Genomic DNA, 17,193 nt, shown 5'->3' with positions numbered 1-17,193 from the left:
GAATGGGCCCATGCCGCATACGCCAGACACGCCACCACATGCTTTGAAGGCCGACAGCTTCGGTCGCATCCTCCGTGTGGAAGGGCCTGCCGGCCCCTTCGTACGCCGTGACCTGGGCGCCACGCCGCTGTGGTTGCGCCTGCCGGCCTGGTGGCTGGCCCGCCGCGAAGCGCGCGCGCTGCGCCATATCCATGGCATGGCCGACGTGCCGCAGCTGCTGGCGTGGAATGGGCATCATCTCGACCGCAGTTTCATGGCCGGCGACGCCATGTACCAGCGCCCACCGCGTGGCGACCTGGCCTGGTTCCGCGCCGCGCGTCGGCTGCTGCAGCAGCTGCATCGGCGCGGCGTGGCCCACAACGACCTGGCCAAGGAAGCCAACTGGCTGGTGACCGAAGACGGCCGCCCGGCATTGATCGACTTCCAGCTGGCAGTGATCGGCAACCCGCGCTCGCGCTGGATGCGCCTGCTGGCCCGCGAGGACCTGCGCCACCTGCTCAAGCACAAGCGCATGTACTGCCGTGAGTCGCTCACCCCAGTGGAAAAGCGCGTGCTCAAGCGCACCTCGTGGGTGCGCGAACTGTGGTTCGCCACGGGCAAGCCGGTCTACCGCTTCGTTACCCGTCGCATCCTGCATTGGGAAGACAACGAGGGGCAGGGGCCCAAGCCGTGAGTCCACTGCAGGTAGTGACCGGCCCACCGAGTGCGGGCAGCGTCCTGCGCCCACAGCTGGCCGGTGCCGACTTCGTGCACGCCTGCCAAGCAACAACCCATCGTGATGGGCGCTCGGCCTTGCAGGCCTATCGCGATATGGCCGCGACCATTCCCGGCTGGTTCGATGGGCTGATGGCGCTGCGCAATCGCGGCATGCGCCTGCTCGGCATGAAGCACCTGGGCTCGTTGCGCGCGGTGCAGGATGTTGCGGATCCTCAACCCGGGCAGCGACTGGGCATCTTCACCCTGCAGTCGCTCAGTGACGATGCCATCGTGCTGGAAGACGACGACCGCCACCTGCGTGTGCAGCTGGCCCTGCAATGGCAGGGTGACGTGCTGGAAGTGGCGACCGTGGTGCATACGCACAACGCGTTCGGGCGCATGTACATGCTGCCGGTTGCACCCGTGCATCAGCTGATCGTGCCGCATCTGCTGAGGAAGCAGGCGCAGGCGTACCGGTAGATCCACGCGATGCGTGGATGCGCCCGCTGACGGCCTTGATGTAGTGCCGGCGACCTTACGGCGTTGCCGGCACTACCTGCTGGCCGATGAAGTTGCGCTTGGCGTCGAAGTCGTAGGCGATCTGCAGCTGGCCTACATCCGGGCAGGCGTGGCAGTCACGCAGCGGCGTGCGGTACAGCAGGCGGATGCCGCCGTTCTCCAGCGGCGTGGCCCCGGCCGACTGCGCCGGTGCGAACGGCGTGGCCTGCGGGTGGTCCTTCAGCAGGGCCTGCACGGCGGGGTCGGCACGCAGGATGTCGTCCAGCTGCACGGCATCCACATCGATGCGCTTGCCGGTGGCGTCGACCAGGCGGGTGCCCTCGTTGGTGTTGGCGCGGAACGGATACTCGACCGTGGCAATGCCCAGGCCTTCGTTCTCGTGCCAGGCCGTCACATAGGCCAACTCGCCGCCGGTGGACAGCTGTTCGGCGGCGATGATCGCATCGGCGCTGGCGCCACCAGCGCGCATCGCATCGCGCAGGCACTCACGCGTGGCCGCATTCTCGCCCTGGCGGCAGGCGTTGAGGTCGCCATCCCACACCACTGCCTCGCTCCAGCGCAGCTTGCCGTCTGCGGCGGCTTTCTCCGCGCTGGGCGTGTCACCGGCCGACGGTTCCTTGCCGGGTTCCGGCGAACGGCCCTGGCAGGCGGTCAGCAGGGCAAGCCCCAGGGCAGGCAGCAACAGGCGGGAACGGCGCATGGCGTGGACCTCGTGCGTTGACTGGAGGCGCCAGTATCGTCAAGGCCGGGTGAACTCCACGTCGGCGCGGCATACTAGCGGCTCATTGCATGCGCTGGAGTGTGGAACGTGGGCAGTCTGCAGGGCAAAACGCTTTTCATCACGGGTGCCTCGCGTGGCATCGGCCTGGCCATCGCACTGCGCGCTGCGCGTGACGGGGCGAACGTGGCCATTGCGGCCAAGTCGGCGGTGCCGAACCCGAAGCTGCCGGGCACCATCCACAGCGCGGCCGAGGCCGTTACCGCCGCCGGTGGCCAGGGGCTGGCGCTGAAGTGCGATATCCGCGAGGAAGAGCAGGTGCAGGCCGCGGTTGCGGCCACGGTCGACACCTTTGGGGGCATCGACATCCTGATCAACAACGCCAGCGCGATCTGGCTGCGTGGCACGCTGGATACGCCGATGAAACGCTTCGACCTGATGCAGCAGGTCAATTCGCGCGGCAGTTTCCTGTGCGCGCGGGCCTGCCTGCCGTACCTGCTGCAGGCGCCGAATCCGCACATCCTGACCCTGGCGCCGCCGCCGAGCCTGGAACCCAAGTGGTGGGGCGCGCATACCGGCTACACGCTGGCGAAGATGGGCATGAGCTTCGTCACGCTCGGCCTGGCCGCAGAATTCGGCCCGCAGGGGGTGGCGGTGAACGCGCTATGGCCGCGCACGGTGATCGCCACCGATGCAATCAACATGATTCCGGGCGTCGATGCGGCCGGCTGCCGTACGCCGCAGATCATGGCCGACGCCGCGCATGCGGTGCTGGTGCGTGAAGCGGCAGGCTTCCACGGCCAGTTCCTGATCGACGATGAAGTGCTGGCACAGGCCGGCGTCAGCGATCTGTCCGGCTATGCCGTGGACCCGTCGCGGTCGTTGTTGCCGGATCTGTTCCTGGACTGAGTGCTACGTTGCGCAAGGGCCGAGGGCTGCGGCGCTCGGCCTGCTGCGCTAGAATGCAGGGCTGTAATCGTTTTCAACAAGGATGTGAGCACATGACACGTACGCTTTCCATCGCGGCGCTGGCCGCTTCGCTGTCGCTTGTCCTGGCCGCCTGCGGTGGCAAGGCCCCTGCAACCGCTGGCGACGCCGGCGCCTCGGGCAAGCCGGAGGCCAACACGGTGCCGTCCGACGCACAGCAGCAGTTGACGGCGAAGCTCAACGCCTACATCGGCTGCTTCAACGCGCTTGATTCGAAGACGCACGACAGCCTCCAGTCCTATACGCGCTGGATCAAGGACGTCGAGGCCGGCCCGACCGGGCGCGAGACACAGGTGTACGGCCCGTTCGAGATCAGCGATTACGACATGAAGCAGTGCGATGGCCCGGTGACCGAGGCGATGGCTGCCAAGCCGGTGCTGGCCGAACTCGATGCTGCTGCCAGCCATTATCAGCAGGCGCTGAAGGCGCTGGTGCCGATCAGCAAGGAGGCGCACGACTACTACGATCGCCAGGACTACGAAGACGACCAGTTTGCCAAGGGCAAGCAACTGCACGCGCCCTTGATGGCCGCATTCAAGGACTTCGTGGCTGCCAGCGAAACGTTCAACGCCGAGCTGGAGCGCCAGAATGACGCTGCCCAGCGTGAGCAGCTCAAGGTATTGGAACAGGCCGAGGGGCGAACGCGCGAGTACTACCGTCTGGCGATGATGCTGGAAGCCAAAGCGATCGTGGAGCTGATGAGCGAGGACGACTTTGATCCGGCCCAAGCCCGTGAACGACTCGACGCCTTCAACCGTATTTCCGACGAGGCGCATGCCAAGGTGGCCGATCAGGAGCCGGGCAAGCTGGACTGGAACAGCTTCGAGCGCGAAGCAGAGAACTTCCGTCGGGAAGGCAAGGAGCGGCTGCAGCGGGTCAGCAGCAAGACGCCCTACAGCGATTTCGAACGGCGCATGCTGGATTCGCCCTCGATGGCGCCACGCGGCTCGGCCAGCAAGCTGATGCAGGAATACAACTCGCTGGTTTTCCAGAGCAACCGCCAGTAAGCGGGAAGCTCAACGCTTCATTTTTGTCGCGATTGAGCAGGTTGATTGCGGCATGACACGCCCTGCAGCCCCGAATGCCAGCACCTTGCCGAGGTGCTGGAGCGCGCGCTCGCGCCATGCATGACGATGCCTGCAGTTTTCACTTGCGCAAGGAACTGATTTGAATGCATCCACACGCCTGATTCCTGTTCTCCTGCTCTGCGCGCTGGCCGGCTGCAACAACCCGGCCGGGCTGGCTGTCGCCGATCCCGGGTTGGAAAAGGTGAACGCCTATATCGAGTGCTACAACGGCGTCGAACAGCCCATCCACGAGGGTTTCCAGACCTACACCGGTTGGATGAAGGATCCCGAAGCCGGTCCAACCGGCAAGGAAGCGCAGCCGCGCTCACCTGGCAAGGTGTTGTCGCACCGGGTCGAGTACTGCGGCCAGCCGTTGAGCGAGGCGCTGGCAAAGGCCCCGGCGACGTCGCTGGATGCGGCCGTGCGGCAGTACCAGCAGGCGTTCCTGGCGCTGAACACCCTGATCGAGCGCGCCGATGGCTATTTCACCCGCGAGGACTATCGTCGCGATGGTGGTGAAGGGATGCGCAGCCAGCATGCCCCGCTGATGCAGGCCTATGCTGATTTCTTCAAGGCCAGCGAGGCGATGGATGCGGCGCTGGAAAAGAACGAGAACGATCGCCGCGCCGCCCAGCTGAAGCAGATCGAGGAAAGCGAAGGCCGCTCGCTGGCGTACTACCATCTGCGCCTTGTCGGCGATGGCAAGCAGCTGGCAATGGCGTTCCAGGGCGAGGCACCGGACGTTGCGGTGTTGCGCGGCCAGCTGGCCGACTATCAGGCGCTGGTGACGGAAATCCAGAACGGTGGTGTCGGCAAGGACGACCCGATGTGGGGCCATGTGCAGCGCTCGGCCGACAAGCTGGTGCGTACCGCCGGGCGCGGAGTCGAGCGCCTGGAACAGGGCAAGCCGATCACCGCCGATGCGCTGGCCGCCGAGCGCAAGGCGTCGGGCAGCTGGCTCACCACCGACCCTGAAGGCGCACAGTCGACGATTCTGGATGCCTACAACGACCTGGTGACCACCAGCAACCGGATGCGTTGAGGGCGATCCACGCAGGGCGTGGATCTGCCCACGGTAGCGCCGGGCCATGCCCGGCGCGCACCCTGTTGGTCCGGTAGTGCCGGGCGTTGGCCGGCATGTGCCTCAATGGCTGAACGCATCCGGCAGCTGGCCACCACACTTGCGGCAGTGCCGCGCATCGGGTTCATGCCCCTCCAGCCCGCAATGCGGGCAGCCGCGGGCATCGCGGCGCGCGGCCAGTTCGGCTTCGCGCATGGTGCTGGCCAGTTCGGCGGTGTAGATGCCTGTCGGCACGGCGATGATGCTGTAGCCGATCAGGATCAGCACCGAGGTGACGAAGCGGCCAAGCACGGTCTGCGGCACGATGTCGCCGAAGCCGACCGTGGCCATGGTCACCACCGCCCAGTACATGCTGGCCGGGATATTGGTGAAGCCGTGTTCGGGGCCCTCGATCACGTACATCAGCGCGCCGGCGATGATGGTGATGGTGATCACCGTGAACAGGAACACCAGCACCTTGCGCCGGCTGCGCCACAGCGACGTCATCAGGACGCCGCTTTCCTCGATGTAGCGGGTCAGCTTGAGGATGCGGAACACGCGCAGGATGCGCAGCGCACGCACCACCAGCAGGCTCTGCGCGCCGGGGATGAACATCGACAGGTAGGCGGGCAGGATCGACAGCAGGTCGATGATGCCCCAGATGCTCACCGCGTAGCGCAGCGGGCGCTTGACCACCGCCAGCCGCAGCAGGTACTCGGCGGTGAAGATGATGGTGAAGCCCCATTCCAGGATGTACAGGCCGGTGGACCACTCGGCATGCAGGTGCTGCACGCTGTCGATCATCACCACCAGGATGCTGGCGACGATCGCCACCACCAGGATCAGGTCGAAGTTGCGCGAGGGCCGCGAGTCATGGCGGTAGATGATGTCGAACCACCGACGGCGCCAGCCGGTCTCGGTGGCGGGATTCAGCTGGGGGGCGGAAAACGGTCGCATGGGCGCATTGTGCCGCAGGGGTTCCGGCGCGAGAATGGGCATTCCTGAACCCTGCCGACTGCCATGACTGCCGCGACCGATCCGCTGATCTGCCTTTCGCACTATTACCTGCCGGTCTACAAGCCCCGCCAGGTGGTACTGGAGCGAGGCCAGGGCGCCCGCGTGTGGGACAGCCAGGGGCGTGAGTTCATCGACCTGGCTGCGGGTATCGCGGTGTGTGGCCTGGGCCACAACGATCCGGACCTGGTGGCGGCGCTGGTCGAGCAGGCCGGCAAGCTCTGGCACACCAGCAACGTGTTCTACAGCGCGCCGCCGCTGCACCTGGCCGAGGAACTGGTGAAGGCCAGCCGCTTTGCCGAGCGCGTGTTCCTGTGCAACTCCGGCGCCGAAGCCAACGAAGTGGCGATCAAGATGGTCCGCAAGTGGGCCTCCAGCCAGGGCCGTCCCGCCGACAAGCGGGTGATCATCACTTTCCGTGGCAGCTTCCACGGCCGCACGATGGGCGCGGTGACCGCTACCGCCCAGCCGAAGTACCAGGAAGGCTACGAGCCGCTGCCTGGCGGCTTCCGCTACATCGATTTCAACGATGAGGTGCAGCTGGAAACCGCGATGGCCGCCGGCGACGTGGCGGCGGTGATGCTGGAGCCGATCCAGGGCGAGGGCGGCGTGATGCCGGCCAAGTCCGGTTTCCTCAAGCGCGTGCGTGAACTGTGCGACCAGCACAACGCACTGCTGGTGCTGGACGAGATCCAGGCCGGCATGGGCCGTACCGGCACGCTGTTCGCGCACTGGCAGGATGATGTGGTGCCGGACATGGTCACCCTGGCCAAGGCACTCGGTGGCGGCTTCCCGATCGGCGCGATGCTGGCCGGCCCGAAGGTGGCCGAGACCATGCAGTTCGGCGCGCACGGCACCACCTTCGGCGGCAACCCGCTGGCCGCTGCGGTGGCCCGCGTGGCACTGCGCAAGCTGGCCTCGGCGGAGATCGCCGCCAATGTCAGCCGCCAGTCGAAGGCGCTGCGCGATGGCTTTGCCCGCATCAACGACGAGTTCGGTGTGTTCAGCGACGTGCGTGGCCGCGGCCTGATGCTGGGTGCGGTGCTGGGCAAGGACTTTGCCGGCCAGGCCGGGGCGATCCTCGACCATGCCGCCGAGCACGGCCTGCTGACCCTGCAGGCCGGCCCGGACGTGTTGCGCTTCGTGCCGTCGCTGAACATCACCGACGAAGAAGTGGCCGAAGGCCTCAAGCGCCTGCGCGCAGCGATTGCTGCGTTCATCGCCGCGCGCTGACGCCCCGGCGCTGGGGTCGGATCCCTCTCCTGCGGAGAGGGCTCTGACCCCGATCAGCCCACCGCGTAACGCTTCAACACCTTGCCCAGCCCTCGGCCATCGCGCACGGTTTCCGCGTGCAGGCCGGCAGCGCGCGCGCCACGCACATTGGCGAACAGATCATCGACGAACAGCGTGCGCGAGGGCGCCACGCCCAGTACGTCGAGTGTGCGCATGAATACCGCGGGCGCAGGTTTGCGCAGGCCGAAATCGGCGCTGCAGAACACGCGTCCCTGCAGCGCAGGGAACAGTTCCGGCAGCAGGATGGGCAGCGCCTGCACCATCAGCGCGCCATTGTTGGTCAGTACCGCCAGTGGCAGCTGCAGGACCTGCAGCCGCTGCAGCACCGCGTGCTGCGGATGGCTGGCCGCCTGGCGTGCGGCGATCCAGCTGGGTACATCGACGGTCCTGCCCAGGCACTCCCCCAGCCGCGCCAGATAGGCCGGACCCTGCAGCGTGCCGTTGTCATGCGCCGCTTCCAGTCCGCTGTCGAACAGCGCCGCCTGCACTGCGGCAGGGGTAACATCCAGTACCTGCGCCAGGTGCAGCACGCGCTGCGCGCGCTGGTACTGCACCAGCACGCCGTCCACATCCAGCAGCAACAGGTCGATCCGCATCGGTCGAGCATGCCATTGCAGTGAGTGCGCGGGAAACCCTGGAGTGCGCATGCGACAGACGGTCGCAGACGCGGCCGCAGGGGCCTGCCTAGAATGGCGCTTGAATCCGCAGGAGAGGCAACGATGAAGGCTTGGTGGGTGGCAGTGGGACTGGGCGCGCTGATGCTGGCGCCGTCGGCGATGGCGCGGGTGTGTGCGGTGAGCATCGACAGCACCGACCAGATGAGCTTCAGCAGTCGCGAGATCAAGGTCGCCGCTGATTGCACCGCCGTGGATCTGACCCTGCGCCATACCGGCAAGCTGGCCGCTACCGCGATGGGCCATAACTGGGTGCTGACCCGCACGGCCGATTACCAGCCGGTGGCACTGGCGGGCATGCGCATGACCCTGGCCGACAGCTACCTGCCGAAGGCTGACAAGCGCGTGCTGGCGCACACCAAAGTAATTGGTGGTGGCGAGACCACGCGCGTGCGCTTTTCCACCCAGGGCCTGCAGAAGGGCGGCGACTACACCTTCTTCTGCTCGTTCCCCGGCCACTTCGCGATGATGAAGGGCAAGTTCGTCTTCGGTTGAAAAAAGGGGACGGAGGGGATCAAGTCGTTTGTGCATAAACGACTTAATCCCCTCCGTCCCCTTTTTGTGCCAACCAAGGTTGGCACCTACCAGAGGGTGTCTCAGCCTTTGGCGGCCTTGAATGCTACGCGTGCGGCGGCGAGGGTGGCCTCGATCACGGCATCGTCGTGCGCGCTGGACAGGAAACCGGCCTCGTACGCCGACGGCGCCAGGAACACGCCCTGCTCCAGCATCGCGTGGAAGAAGCGGTTGAACGCTGGGATGTCGCAGGCGGTGGCCTGCGCATAGGTCTCCACCTTCTCATCGGTGAAGAACAGCCCGAACATCGCACCCACGCGGGTGGTGGTCACCGCCACGCCGGCTTCGGCGGCGGCCGCTTCCAGGCCGGCGCACAGGCGTGCGGTGCGCTCGGCCAGGTCGGCGTGGAAGCCCGGCTGCTGGATCAGCTCCAGCATCGCCAGGCCAGCGGCCATCGCCACCGGGTTGCCGCTCAGCGTGCCGGCCTGGTAGATCGGGCCGGCCGGGGCGATCTGCTGCATCAGCTCGCGGCGCCCGCCGTAGGCGCCCACCGGCATGCCGCCGCCGATGATCTTGCCGAAGGTGGTCAGGTCCGGGGTGATGCCGTAGTGCCCCTGCGCACCGCCGAGGGCAACGCGGAAGCCGGTCATCACTTCGTCGAAGATCAGCAGCGCGCCGTGTTTCGTGCACAGTTCGCGCAGGTGCTGCAGGTAGCCCTCGCGCGGCGGGATGCAGTTGGCGTTGCCGACCACCGGTTCGATGATCAGGCCGGCGATGTCATCGCCCTGCTGCTCGAACAGCGCAGTGGCCGCTTCGAAGTCGTTGTAGGGCAGGGTCAGGGTCAGTTCGCTCAGCCCGGCCGGGACGCCCGGCGAGGTCGGCACGCCCAGGGTCAACATGCCGCTGCCGGCCTTGACCAGGAACGAGTCGCCGTGGCCGTGGTAGCAGCCTTCGAACTTGACGATGCGGTTGCGGCCGGTGGCGCCACGCGCCAGCCGGATCGCCGACAGGGTGGCCTCGGTGCCGGAGTTGACCATGCGCACCATCTCGCACGACGGCACCAGGCGGGTGATGGTCTCGGCCATGGTGACTTCGGCCGCGCATGGCGCGCCGAACGACAGGCCGTTGTCGATCGCCTTCTTCACCGCCTGGCGTACCGCCGGATGGTTGTGGCCGACGATCATCGGGCCCCAGGAGCCGACGTAGTCGATGTAGCGGTTGCCATCGACGTCGTACAGGTAGGCACCGTCGGCGCTTTCAACGAAGAACGGCTCGCCGCCGACCGACTTGAACGCGCGCACCGGCGAATTGACGCCGCCCGGCAACAGCTGCTGGGCGCGGGAGAACAGGGCGTGGGACTGGTCGTGGTTCATGGGGCTTTCCTGGGCATTACGCGAACTGGGCGAGGTAGGCGCGCTGGGTCGCGACCGGGTCTTCGGCGGCGAACACGCTGCTGACCACGGCGACCAGATCGGCGCCGGCGTCGATGATGGGACCGACATTGTCCGGCGTCAGGCCACCGATCGCCACCCGCGGCACGCCCAGTGCGGCGCTTTGCCGCAGCAGGTCGGTATGGGCGCGGCTGGTGGTGATCTTGGTGGTGGTCGGGAAGAACGCGCCGAAGGCCACGTAGCTGGCGCCGGCGGCCACGGCCCTCTCGGCATTGGCCAGCTGGTCATAGCAGGAGGCGCCGATGATGGCCTCGGGGCCGAGCAGGGCGCGCGCGCTGGGGATGTCGCCGTCGGTGCCGCCCAGGTGCACGCCCGCCGCGCCCACGGCCTTGGCCAGCGCCGGGTCGTCGTTGACGATCAGCGGTACGCCGTGGTCTGCGCACAGTGCCTGCAGCGCGGTGGCCTGCTCCCGCCGCAGCGCGTCGCTTGCGGTCTTGTTGCGGTACTGCAGCCAGGTGGCGCCCGCGGCCAGCAGCGGCGCGGTACGGGCCAGCAGGCGTGCGGTATCGGGCTCGTCCGGGGTGATCAGGTAGACGCCGCGGGGCGCCGGGGAAGCAGAAGTCATCGATGGCTACCGGTGAGTGGACCGCGATGGGACAATGGCGGCCCGTGAATCCAGTCCTGATTATCCGATGAGCGATGCCACCCCCACCACCTTGCGCACCTGGATGTGCGTGGTCTGCGGCTTCCTGTACAGCGAAGCAGAAGGCTTGCCGGAGGAAGGCATCGCGCCAGGGACGCGCTGGGAGGACATTCCCGAGACCTGGACCTGCCCGGATTGCGGGGTGACCAAGGCTGATTTCGAGATGGTCGAGGTCGATTGATGAGGGCAGGTGTGGACTGTCGGTCCGCACACCGCCTCCCTCAATGCAGCCGCGGCATCGGCCCGCCGAGGTCGATCAGCTTCTCGCGCAGCCACTGCGCGTCGCTGGCTTCCGGGTTGCGCTTCAGGTACTGGCCCAGATCGTGGCGGGCACCGGCCAGGTACTCCAGCTGCAGGTAGGCCAGGCCGCGGTCGCGCAGCGCATCGTCCTGCTCCGGGGCCAGCTTCAGCAGGCGGTCGGCACTGCGCGCGGCGCGGTCCCACTCGCCGGCTTCGGCATACACGCCGTGCAGGTTGCGCAGCATGCGCATCAGGATCGCGCGCGCGGGCGCCGGGTCGAGGATCTGCGCCAGCACCTGGTCGTCGGGCATCTGCCCGCCCAGGTGTGACTTGGCCCGCTCGCGCAGTTCGTCCACGTCCAGCGGCCGGCCACCGTTGAACGGGTCCATCACCAGCACGCCGTCGTCCACCGGCAGGCGCACCAGGAAGTGGCCGGGGAAGGACACGCCATCGAGCGGAATACCCAGCCGGCGCGCGACTTCCATCTGCACCAGCGCCAGCGAGATCGGGTTGCCCAGGCGGCGCTCGAATACCTGGTTGAGGTAGCTGTTGCGCGGGTCGTAGTACTCGTCGTGGTCGCCGCTGTAGCCCAGCTCGTCGAACAGGTGGCGGTTGATCGCCGCCATCTTCAGCGGACTGTTGTCGATGCTCTCCACTTCCGAGCGGAGGTGCTCGACATGGCTCTGGATCAGCGCGTCGTAGGTGGACGGCTGCAGATCGGGGTATTCATCGCGCGCGATCAGCAGCGCGGTCGGCAACAGTGGCAGCGCCTCGTCTTCGAGGTCGGCCAAGGCATCCCAGTCGGGGAGTGTGATCCGGTCCTGCATGGCCACAGACTGGCGTCATTCGCAGGCGGTTTCAAGCGGTGTCGCGTGAAAAATTCAGGGGTCAGATCCCTTTCGCTCGCGAAAGGGATCTGACCCCGGTCGGGTTGGATTGCCGGCCAGCGGCCGGCACTACCGTTATTTTTCGATGCCCGGACCGAATTTCAGCTCCGTGCCGTCCTTGAGCTGCAGCTTCTCGGCCTGGCCGGCGTTGAGTTCCAGCACATAACGCGCCGGGCCGCCGCTGGGATAGGGCGGGCACATGTCGCCGGCCGAGCACGGCGGTACGTCGCGCTGCTGGCTGACCAGCTTGCGCTGGCTGTCGAAGTAAAGGATGTCCAGCGCGATCTTGGTGTTCTTCATCCAGTACGCCTGCATTTCCTCGCGGTCGTGGATGAACAGCATGCCGTGGTCGGCCGCCATCTGGTCGCGGAACATCAGCCCGCGCGCGCGGGTTTCATCGTTGGTGGCCAGCTCGACCTGGTAGCGGGCGCCGTCCAGCTCGACCCAATGGCGGGCCGCGTCGGTGGCGCAGCCGGCCAGGGCCAGCAGCGGAAGCATCAGCAGCGAACGCAACAGCGACATTGTCAGGATCCTTGGGAAGGGTCAGAGCACGACCGGCGGCTCGCCACCGACGATCACCACATCGGCGCGACGGCGCGCGAACAGGCCGACGCAGACCACGCCCGGCAACTGGTTGAGCTCGCGCTCCAGCTTTTCCGGATCGGTGATCTGCAGGTTGTGGATGTCCAGGATCTGGTTGCCGTTGTCGGTGACCACGCCCTCGCGCCAGGTCGGCTGGCCGCCGGTCATGTCGCGGATCTGGCGGGCGACCAGGCTGCGCGCCATCGGGATCACTTCCACCGGCAGCGGGAACTTGCCCAGCACCGGCACCTGCTTGCTCGGGTCGACGATGCAGATGAAGCGCTCGCTGGCCTCGGCAATGATCTTCTCGCGGGTCAGTGCGGCGCCGCCGCCCTTGATCAGGCACTTGTTCGGGTCGCACTCGTCGGCGCCATCGACGTACAGCGACAGGTTGCCACTGTGGTTCAGCTCGATCACCTCGATGCCGTGCTGCTTCAGGCGTGCGGTGCTCTGCTCGGAGCTGGACACGGCTCCCTTGATGCGGTGCTGGATGCGGGCCAGGGCATCGATGAAATAGGCCACGGTGGAACCGGTGCCGACACCGACGATCATGCCGTCTTCGACGTACTCGATGGCTTTCTCGGCGGCCAGGCGCTTGGCTTCGGACATGGGAAGAACTCTCAGGCGGGGAATCAGGATTTCTTTTCCAGCGACAGCAGCAGCTTCCACTGCGCGGCGGTCACCGGGAACACCGACAGGCGATTGCCCTTGGCAACCAGCGGGAAGCCCTCGCCGAGCTCGTCAGCGTGCAGCTTGATCTCGTCCAGCGCGATCACCTGCTTGAGCTTGCGGTCGAAGGCCACGTCCACCAGCATCCAGCGCGGGTTTTCGCGCGTGCTCTTGGGGTCGTGGTAGTCGGATTTCGGGTCGAACTGGGTGTCGTCCGGGTAGGCTGGGCTGGCGACGGTGGCCAGGCCGACGATGCCGGGCACCTTGGTGTTGGAGTGGTAGAACAGGATGCCGTCGCCCACCTGCATGCCATCGCGCATGAAATTGCGCGCCTGGTAGTTGCGCACCCCGTTCCAGGGTTCGACCTTGACCTTGGCCAGGTCATCGATGGAGAAGGCGTCCGGTTCGGACTTCATCAGCCAGTAGCGCTTGCGGGCGGTCATGCGTTCACGGGGGCAGCGGAGGGGAACAGGGTGCCGTCTTCGGTGCAGATCGCATCCACCGGCACGTCCCACGACGCCACCGGCAAGGACTCGACCTGCTGCACCGCGAACGCAGCACCGACCAGCCAGGGCGGCGCCGGCCGGTCGTGGCGGAAGGCGAAGCTGCGATCATACCAGCCGCCCCCCATGCCCAGCCGGCGGCACTGTGCGTCGAAACCCACCAATGGGGTCACGACCAGCGCCATCCGTTCCGGTTCCAGGGTGTCTTCCACGGCCACGTCCGGCTCGGGGATGCCATAGCGGTTGCTGGTCAGCGGCTGCCCGGGCCGCCATGGTGCGAAGCGCAGCACGTCGCCGGCCAGCACCGGCAGGCAGTAGGTGAGTCCTTCGGGCAGCTGCAGCTGCCAGCGGTGCAGGGCGATTTCGCCATCCAGCGCCCAGTAGCCGGCCACGGCGCCTTCGCGCGGGGCGAACGGCAGGGCGAGCAGGGCATCGGCAAGCGATTCGGCGGCGGCGATGCGCTCACCAGCGTTAAGGTCACGGCGGCGTTGCCGCAGGTCGTGGCGCAGGGCCTGGCGCGGGTCGGTCATGGCAGCGAGCGGCAAGGATCAGCCGTCATTGTGCCGGAAAGAACAAGGGCGACGCCCGAAGACGCCGCCCTTGCTGGAATATTGCATTCTCCGCAATGTCGATGCATGCGAAACGACCTTGAACCCGGGGGCTCAAGTGGGAACGCTGGAGAACCATCGGGCTTCCCGCTACAAGGCGGACCTGCACTCCCGGCGCTGTCGCGCTCCCGGTGTCGTTCTTAAGGGACAAGGCGAATGTTTGCACATGCCGTCGAGTACCGCAGAGAACGCGTGGCCATTATAGCCAGCACGCAGGATCTGGATAGGCCGTTCGTCGGCAACAGTCCGTGCCAATTCAGACAAGCGAAAAGGGGACGGAGGGAATTAAGGCGTTTCCAGCACGGAAGGGGCGAATGCGCCTTAATTCCCTCCGTCCCCTTTTTTTATGGGGTGCCGTCGATGGCGCGGTCCAGGCGCCGGTTCAGGTCGGCCAGCGTCTGCTGCAGCGCCACGGCCTGGCGGGCGTTCTCGTCGCGCAGCAGCTGCAGTTCGTGGGCCAGGTTCAGCGCGGCCAGCACGGCGACGCGGTCGACGGCGGCCATGCGGTTGCTGCCGCGGATCTCGCGCATGCGCGCATCGAGCAGGCGCGCAGCAGCCATCAGGCTGTCGCGTTCGTCGCCGCCGACGCCCACGGTGTATTCACGATCGAGGATGCGGACACTGACCGGTTCGGCGCTCATGTGTGCTGCTCCAGGGATTTGAGCCGGCTGATCATCGCTTCCACCCGCGAGCGCGCCTGTTCGTTCTTGGCCAGCAGCGTCGAGCGCTCGGCCACCAGCTGTTCCTGCTGGTGGCGCAGGCTGCGGTTCTCCTCGGCCAGGCGCTGGTTGCGTTCAAGCAACGCGTCCACGCGGGCGGCAAAGTCCTGCAGCTGGGCAAGGGGATCGGCGGGTTCCATGCGGGCACGATAGGCAAGCCGGGTGAGGGCGGTCAAGCGCTGTCGCAGCAAGGCCGGACGGCCACGAGAGGATGCCGCAGGGTTGCTACACTACGGGGTCTCACGGGCGCGCGCGTGCGCACCCCGGGTTTCCTTATTCCGAACGAGCCGCACGATGACCGAACTTCCCTCCGTCGACGACGTTACCCGCGCCAGCCAGGCGCTGGGCCTGGGCGCTACCGCTGCCGAGCTGCACGGAGCGCTGTGCGGCTGGCTGGCCGCCGGCGGCGCCCCCGGCAACGATTGGCCGGCGCGCGTGCTGGCCGATGACACCCTGCCACCGGTGGCTGCCGACAGCGTGCTGGGGCAGCTGCTGCAGGCCACCATCAAGCAGCTGGAAGACCGCGACTTCGCCTTCGAACTGCTGCTCGCCGACAGCGACGATGTGTCCGCGCAGGCCGATGCCATGTTCAGCTGGACCCGCTCGTTCCTGGGCGGCTTCGGCCTGGGCAGCGGCGGCCGCCGCCCGGCCCTGTCCGAAGAGGGCGAAGAAGCGCTGACCGACATGGCCAGCCTGGCGCGTGCGTCCAGTGAGGATTTCGAGGCCGGCGGCGATGACGACGACGAAGCCCTGTCGGAGATCGAGGAATTCATCCGTGTGGCGGTGCTGCTGCTGCACGGCGACGTGGTGCTGGCCGCGCGCCATCGGCAGCGCCTGAACTGATGGATATCAAGCAGCGCACCGGCATCGCGGCCGGCGAATACAAGCGTCGCCGCCGCCAGCTGATGGACATGGCTGGCGAGGATGCGATCCTGGTACTGCCGGCCGCAGCCGAGAAGGTGCGCAGCCTCGATACCCATTATCCGTTCCGCCAGGATTCGGATTTCCAGTACCTGACCGGCTTCCCGGAACCGGAAGCGGTGCTGGTGCTGATTCCGGGCCGCCGCCATGGCGAGGCCATCCTGTTCTGCCGCGAGCGCGATGCCGAGCGCGAGGCATGGGACGGCAGCCGCGCCGGCCAGGAAGGCGCGGTAGCGCAGTACGGCATGGACGATGCCTACCCGATCGATGATCTGGACGACATCCTGCCGGGCCTGTTGGAAGGGCGCTCGCGCGTCTACTACCACTTCGGCCGCGACGCCGACTTCGATCTGAAGCTGATCGGCTGGGTCAACCGCGTGCGTTCGCAGGTACGCCACGGTGCGCAGCCGCCACATGAGTTCCTGGAGCTGGGCCACCTGCTGCACGAGCAGCGCCTGTTCAAATCCGGCGCCGAAGTGGCACTGATGCACCACGCCGCACAGATCAGCGTGCGTGCGCATCTGGCGGCGATGAAGGCCGCCAGGGCCGGCATCCACGAGTACGAGCTGCAGGCCGAGCTGGAACGCGTGTTCCGCGCCAGCGATGCGGTGCCTGCGTATTGCAGCATCGTCGGTGCCGGCCGCAACGGCTGCATCCTGCATTACCGCGACAACAACGCGCGGTCGCGCGATGGCGAGTTGGTGCTGATCGATGCAGGTGCCGAGTACCGCGGCTACGCCAGCGACATCACCCGCACCTTCCCGGTGAACGGCCGCTTCAGTGCCGAGCAGCGCGCGCTGCACGACCTGGTCGGTGAAGCGCAGGCGGCGGCGCTGGCCCAGGCCAAGCCGGGCGTGCCCTACGAGGCCGGCCATCTGGCCGCAGTGCAGACCTTGACCGAGGGCCTGCTGCGGCTGGGCCTGCTGAAGGGCACGCTGGAAAAGAATCTGTCCGAAGGCCTGTACCAGCGCTTCTACCGGCACAAGACCGGCCACTGGATCGGATTGGACGTGCACGATGTAGGCGATTACCGCCTCGCCGGTGATTCACGCCTTCTGGAGCCTGGCATGGCGTTCACCATCGAGCCGGGGCTGTACATCGGCGTGGACGACACGACGGTGGAACCGCGTTGGCGCGGTATCGGCATCCGCACTGAAGACGATGTGCTGATCACCGATGACGGTCATCGCGTGCTGACCGAAGGCCTGGCGCGCAGCGCCGATGAGATCGAAGCGGTGATGGCGGGGTAGGGTGTTTTTCTGCAGGGCTTGCGGCCCTGCACCCGCTGCAAGCCGAAGCAACGGCAACGGCCGAAGCAAGAGCGGCATTGCGTGGGATGGCGGGGCGGTGTGGGTGGTCAGGACACGCCGTAAACCCATCCATGGGGGCTCGATGGCGCCATCCATGGCGCCAACGGTCCTGCCCACCC

The 17,193-nt window shown here is 67.0% G+C and carries 22 protein-coding genes and 1 other RNA gene; 10 read left to right on the top strand and 13 right to left on the bottom strand.

All coding sequences use genetic code 11. From position 1 onward, the window contains the following. Nucleotides 1-10: 10 nt before the first annotated feature. Nucleotides 11-673, top strand: coding sequence for a serine/threonine-protein kinase (locus AC10QF_RS10365; protein ID WP_049413709.1), 663 nt, complete (start codon nucleotides 11-13; stop codon nucleotides 671-673). After that, nucleotides 670-1,176: a DUF2867 domain-containing protein gene (locus AC10QF_RS10360; RefSeq protein WP_134971396.1), complete on the top strand. Its 507-nt coding sequence runs from the start codon at nucleotides 670-672 to the stop codon at nucleotides 1,174-1,176. The genes AC10QF_RS10365 and AC10QF_RS10360 overlap by 4 nt, the downstream gene beginning before the upstream one ends. A 55-nt stretch (nucleotides 1,177-1,231) precedes the next feature. On the opposite strand, the gene AC10QF_RS10355 is transcribed toward AC10QF_RS10360, so the two are convergent. Continuing rightward, nucleotides 1,232-1,915 carry a hypothetical protein gene (locus AC10QF_RS10355; RefSeq protein ID WP_494542140.1) on the bottom strand — a complete coding sequence of 228 codons (684 nt, stop codon included), beginning with the start codon at nucleotides 1,913-1,915 and terminating at the stop codon, nucleotides 1,232-1,234. Nucleotides 1,916-2,023: 108 nt separating this feature from the next. Between AC10QF_RS10355 and AC10QF_RS10350 the strand changes: the two genes are divergently transcribed. The 3 genes from AC10QF_RS10350 (at nucleotide 2,024) to AC10QF_RS10340 (ending at nucleotide 5,029) form a co-directional block, all read left to right on the top strand. Continuing rightward, nucleotides 2,024-2,842 (top strand): SDR family oxidoreductase, encoded by an 819-nt coding sequence (locus AC10QF_RS10350; RefSeq protein ID WP_494542139.1) that lies wholly within the window; start codon nucleotides 2,024-2,026, stop codon nucleotides 2,840-2,842. Between the two features lie 92 nt (nucleotides 2,843-2,934). Then, nucleotides 2,935-3,927, top strand: a complete 993-nt coding sequence (locus tag AC10QF_RS10345; RefSeq protein WP_494542138.1) for a YiiG family protein — start codon at nucleotides 2,935-2,937, stop codon at nucleotides 3,925-3,927. A 160-nt stretch (nucleotides 3,928-4,087) separates the two neighbouring features. Beyond that, nucleotides 4,088-5,029, top strand: coding sequence for a YiiG family protein (locus AC10QF_RS10340; protein ID WP_494542137.1), 942 nt, complete (start codon nucleotides 4,088-4,090; stop codon nucleotides 5,027-5,029). Between the two features lie 102 nt (nucleotides 5,030-5,131). On the opposite strand, the gene AC10QF_RS10335 is transcribed toward AC10QF_RS10340, so the two are convergent. Further along, nucleotides 5,132-6,004, bottom strand: a complete 873-nt coding sequence (locus tag AC10QF_RS10335; RefSeq protein ID WP_069139259.1) for an ion transporter — start codon at nucleotides 6,002-6,004, stop codon at nucleotides 5,132-5,134. A gap of 63 nt (nucleotides 6,005-6,067) precedes the next feature. Here AC10QF_RS10335 and AC10QF_RS10330 point away from each other — a divergent pair, with 63 nt between their 5' ends. Continuing rightward, a complete protein-coding gene (locus tag AC10QF_RS10330) occupies nucleotides 6,068-7,294 on the top strand; it encodes an acetylornithine transaminase (RefSeq protein ID WP_494542136.1) in 1,227 nt (408 codons plus the stop codon). A gap of 53 nt (nucleotides 7,295-7,347) precedes the next feature. On the opposite strand, the gene AC10QF_RS10325 is transcribed toward AC10QF_RS10330, so the two are convergent. Continuing rightward, nucleotides 7,348-7,950, bottom strand: coding sequence for an HAD-IA family hydrolase (locus AC10QF_RS10325; RefSeq protein WP_494542135.1), 603 nt, complete (start codon nucleotides 7,948-7,950; stop codon nucleotides 7,348-7,350). A gap of 123 nt (nucleotides 7,951-8,073) precedes the next feature. On the opposite strand from AC10QF_RS10325, the gene azu reads away from it, so the two are divergent. Next, nucleotides 8,074-8,523, top strand: a complete 450-nt coding sequence (gene azu / locus AC10QF_RS10320) for an azurin (RefSeq protein WP_049413722.1) — start codon at nucleotides 8,074-8,076, stop codon at nucleotides 8,521-8,523. Nucleotides 8,524-8,624: 101 nt separating this feature from the next. On the opposite strand, the gene hemL is transcribed toward azu, so the two are convergent. Beyond that, entirely contained in the window at nucleotides 8,625-9,914 is a 1,290-nt protein-coding gene (gene hemL, locus AC10QF_RS10315) for a glutamate-1-semialdehyde 2,1-aminomutase (protein ID WP_494542134.1), read from the bottom strand. 16 nt (nucleotides 9,915-9,930) lie between these two features. Next, nucleotides 9,931-10,557: a thiamine phosphate synthase gene (thiE, locus tag AC10QF_RS10310; RefSeq protein WP_053497472.1), complete on the bottom strand. Its 627-nt coding sequence runs from the start codon at nucleotides 10,555-10,557 to the stop codon at nucleotides 9,931-9,933. A 34-nt stretch (nucleotides 10,558-10,591) separates the two neighbouring features. Here thiE and AC10QF_RS10305 point away from each other — a divergent pair, with 34 nt between their 5' ends. Next, a complete protein-coding gene (locus AC10QF_RS10305; RefSeq protein ID WP_014038358.1) occupies nucleotides 10,592-10,816 on the top strand; it encodes a rubredoxin in 225 nt (74 codons plus the stop codon). A 40-nt stretch (nucleotides 10,817-10,856) separates the two neighbouring features. Here AC10QF_RS10305 and AC10QF_RS10300 read toward each other — a convergent pair whose 3' ends face one another. From AC10QF_RS10300 to AC10QF_RS10265, 8 genes are all read right to left on the bottom strand, one after another. Next, nucleotides 10,857-11,702, bottom strand: coding sequence for a SirB1 family protein (locus AC10QF_RS10300; RefSeq protein ID WP_005419007.1), 846 nt, complete (start codon nucleotides 11,700-11,702; stop codon nucleotides 10,857-10,859). Between the two features lie 135 nt (nucleotides 11,703-11,837). Then, a complete protein-coding gene (locus AC10QF_RS10295; protein WP_005419005.1) occupies nucleotides 11,838-12,284 on the bottom strand; it encodes a DUF192 domain-containing protein in 447 nt (148 codons plus the stop codon). Between the two features lie 21 nt (nucleotides 12,285-12,305). Then, nucleotides 12,306-12,953 (bottom strand): ribose-5-phosphate isomerase RpiA, encoded by a 648-nt coding sequence (gene rpiA, locus AC10QF_RS10290; protein ID WP_005419003.1) that lies wholly within the window; start codon nucleotides 12,951-12,953, stop codon nucleotides 12,306-12,308. Nucleotides 12,954-12,976: 23 nt separating this feature from the next. Next, nucleotides 12,977-13,456 carry an EVE domain-containing protein gene (locus AC10QF_RS10285; RefSeq protein ID WP_005419001.1) on the bottom strand — a complete coding sequence of 160 codons (480 nt, stop codon included), beginning with the start codon at nucleotides 13,454-13,456 and terminating at the stop codon, nucleotides 12,977-12,979. Continuing rightward, on the bottom strand, nucleotides 13,453-14,046 hold the full coding sequence (locus AC10QF_RS10280) for a 5-formyltetrahydrofolate cyclo-ligase (RefSeq protein ID WP_032954483.1): 594 nt from the start codon (nucleotides 14,044-14,046) through the stop codon (nucleotides 13,453-13,455). The genes AC10QF_RS10285 and AC10QF_RS10280 overlap by 4 nt, the downstream gene beginning before the upstream one ends. An 83-nt stretch (nucleotides 14,047-14,129) precedes the next feature. Then, nucleotides 14,130-14,315, bottom strand: a non-coding RNA gene (ssrS, locus tag AC10QF_RS10275) — 6S RNA. A 153-nt stretch (nucleotides 14,316-14,468) separates the two neighbouring features. Next, nucleotides 14,469-14,765, bottom strand: coding sequence for a cell division protein ZapA (locus tag AC10QF_RS10270; protein ID WP_005410899.1), 297 nt, complete (start codon nucleotides 14,763-14,765; stop codon nucleotides 14,469-14,471). Beyond that, on the bottom strand, nucleotides 14,762-14,983 hold the full coding sequence (locus AC10QF_RS10265; RefSeq protein ID WP_005418996.1) for a TIGR02449 family protein: 222 nt from the start codon (nucleotides 14,981-14,983) through the stop codon (nucleotides 14,762-14,764). Before AC10QF_RS10265 ends, AC10QF_RS10270 begins: the two co-directional genes overlap by 4 nt. Nucleotides 14,984-15,137: 154 nt before the next feature. Here AC10QF_RS10265 and AC10QF_RS10260 point away from each other — a divergent pair, with 154 nt between their 5' ends. Further along, nucleotides 15,138-15,686 (top strand): UPF0149 family protein, encoded by a 549-nt coding sequence (locus AC10QF_RS10260; protein ID WP_005418994.1) that lies wholly within the window; start codon nucleotides 15,138-15,140, stop codon nucleotides 15,684-15,686. Nucleotides 15,687-15,691: 5 nt separating this feature from the next. Then, nucleotides 15,692-17,014 (top strand): aminopeptidase P N-terminal domain-containing protein, encoded by a 1,323-nt coding sequence (locus tag AC10QF_RS10255; RefSeq protein WP_088123875.1) that lies wholly within the window; start codon nucleotides 15,692-15,694, stop codon nucleotides 17,012-17,014. Nucleotides 17,015-17,193 lie beyond the last annotated feature (179 nt).

The sequence above is a fragment of the Stenotrophomonas maltophilia complex sp. Om-AH-Sm3 genome (genome assembly GCF_059337855.1).
Note: the sequence above shows the minus strand (reverse complement) of the source record. Positions and strands in the feature narration are given on the sequence as shown.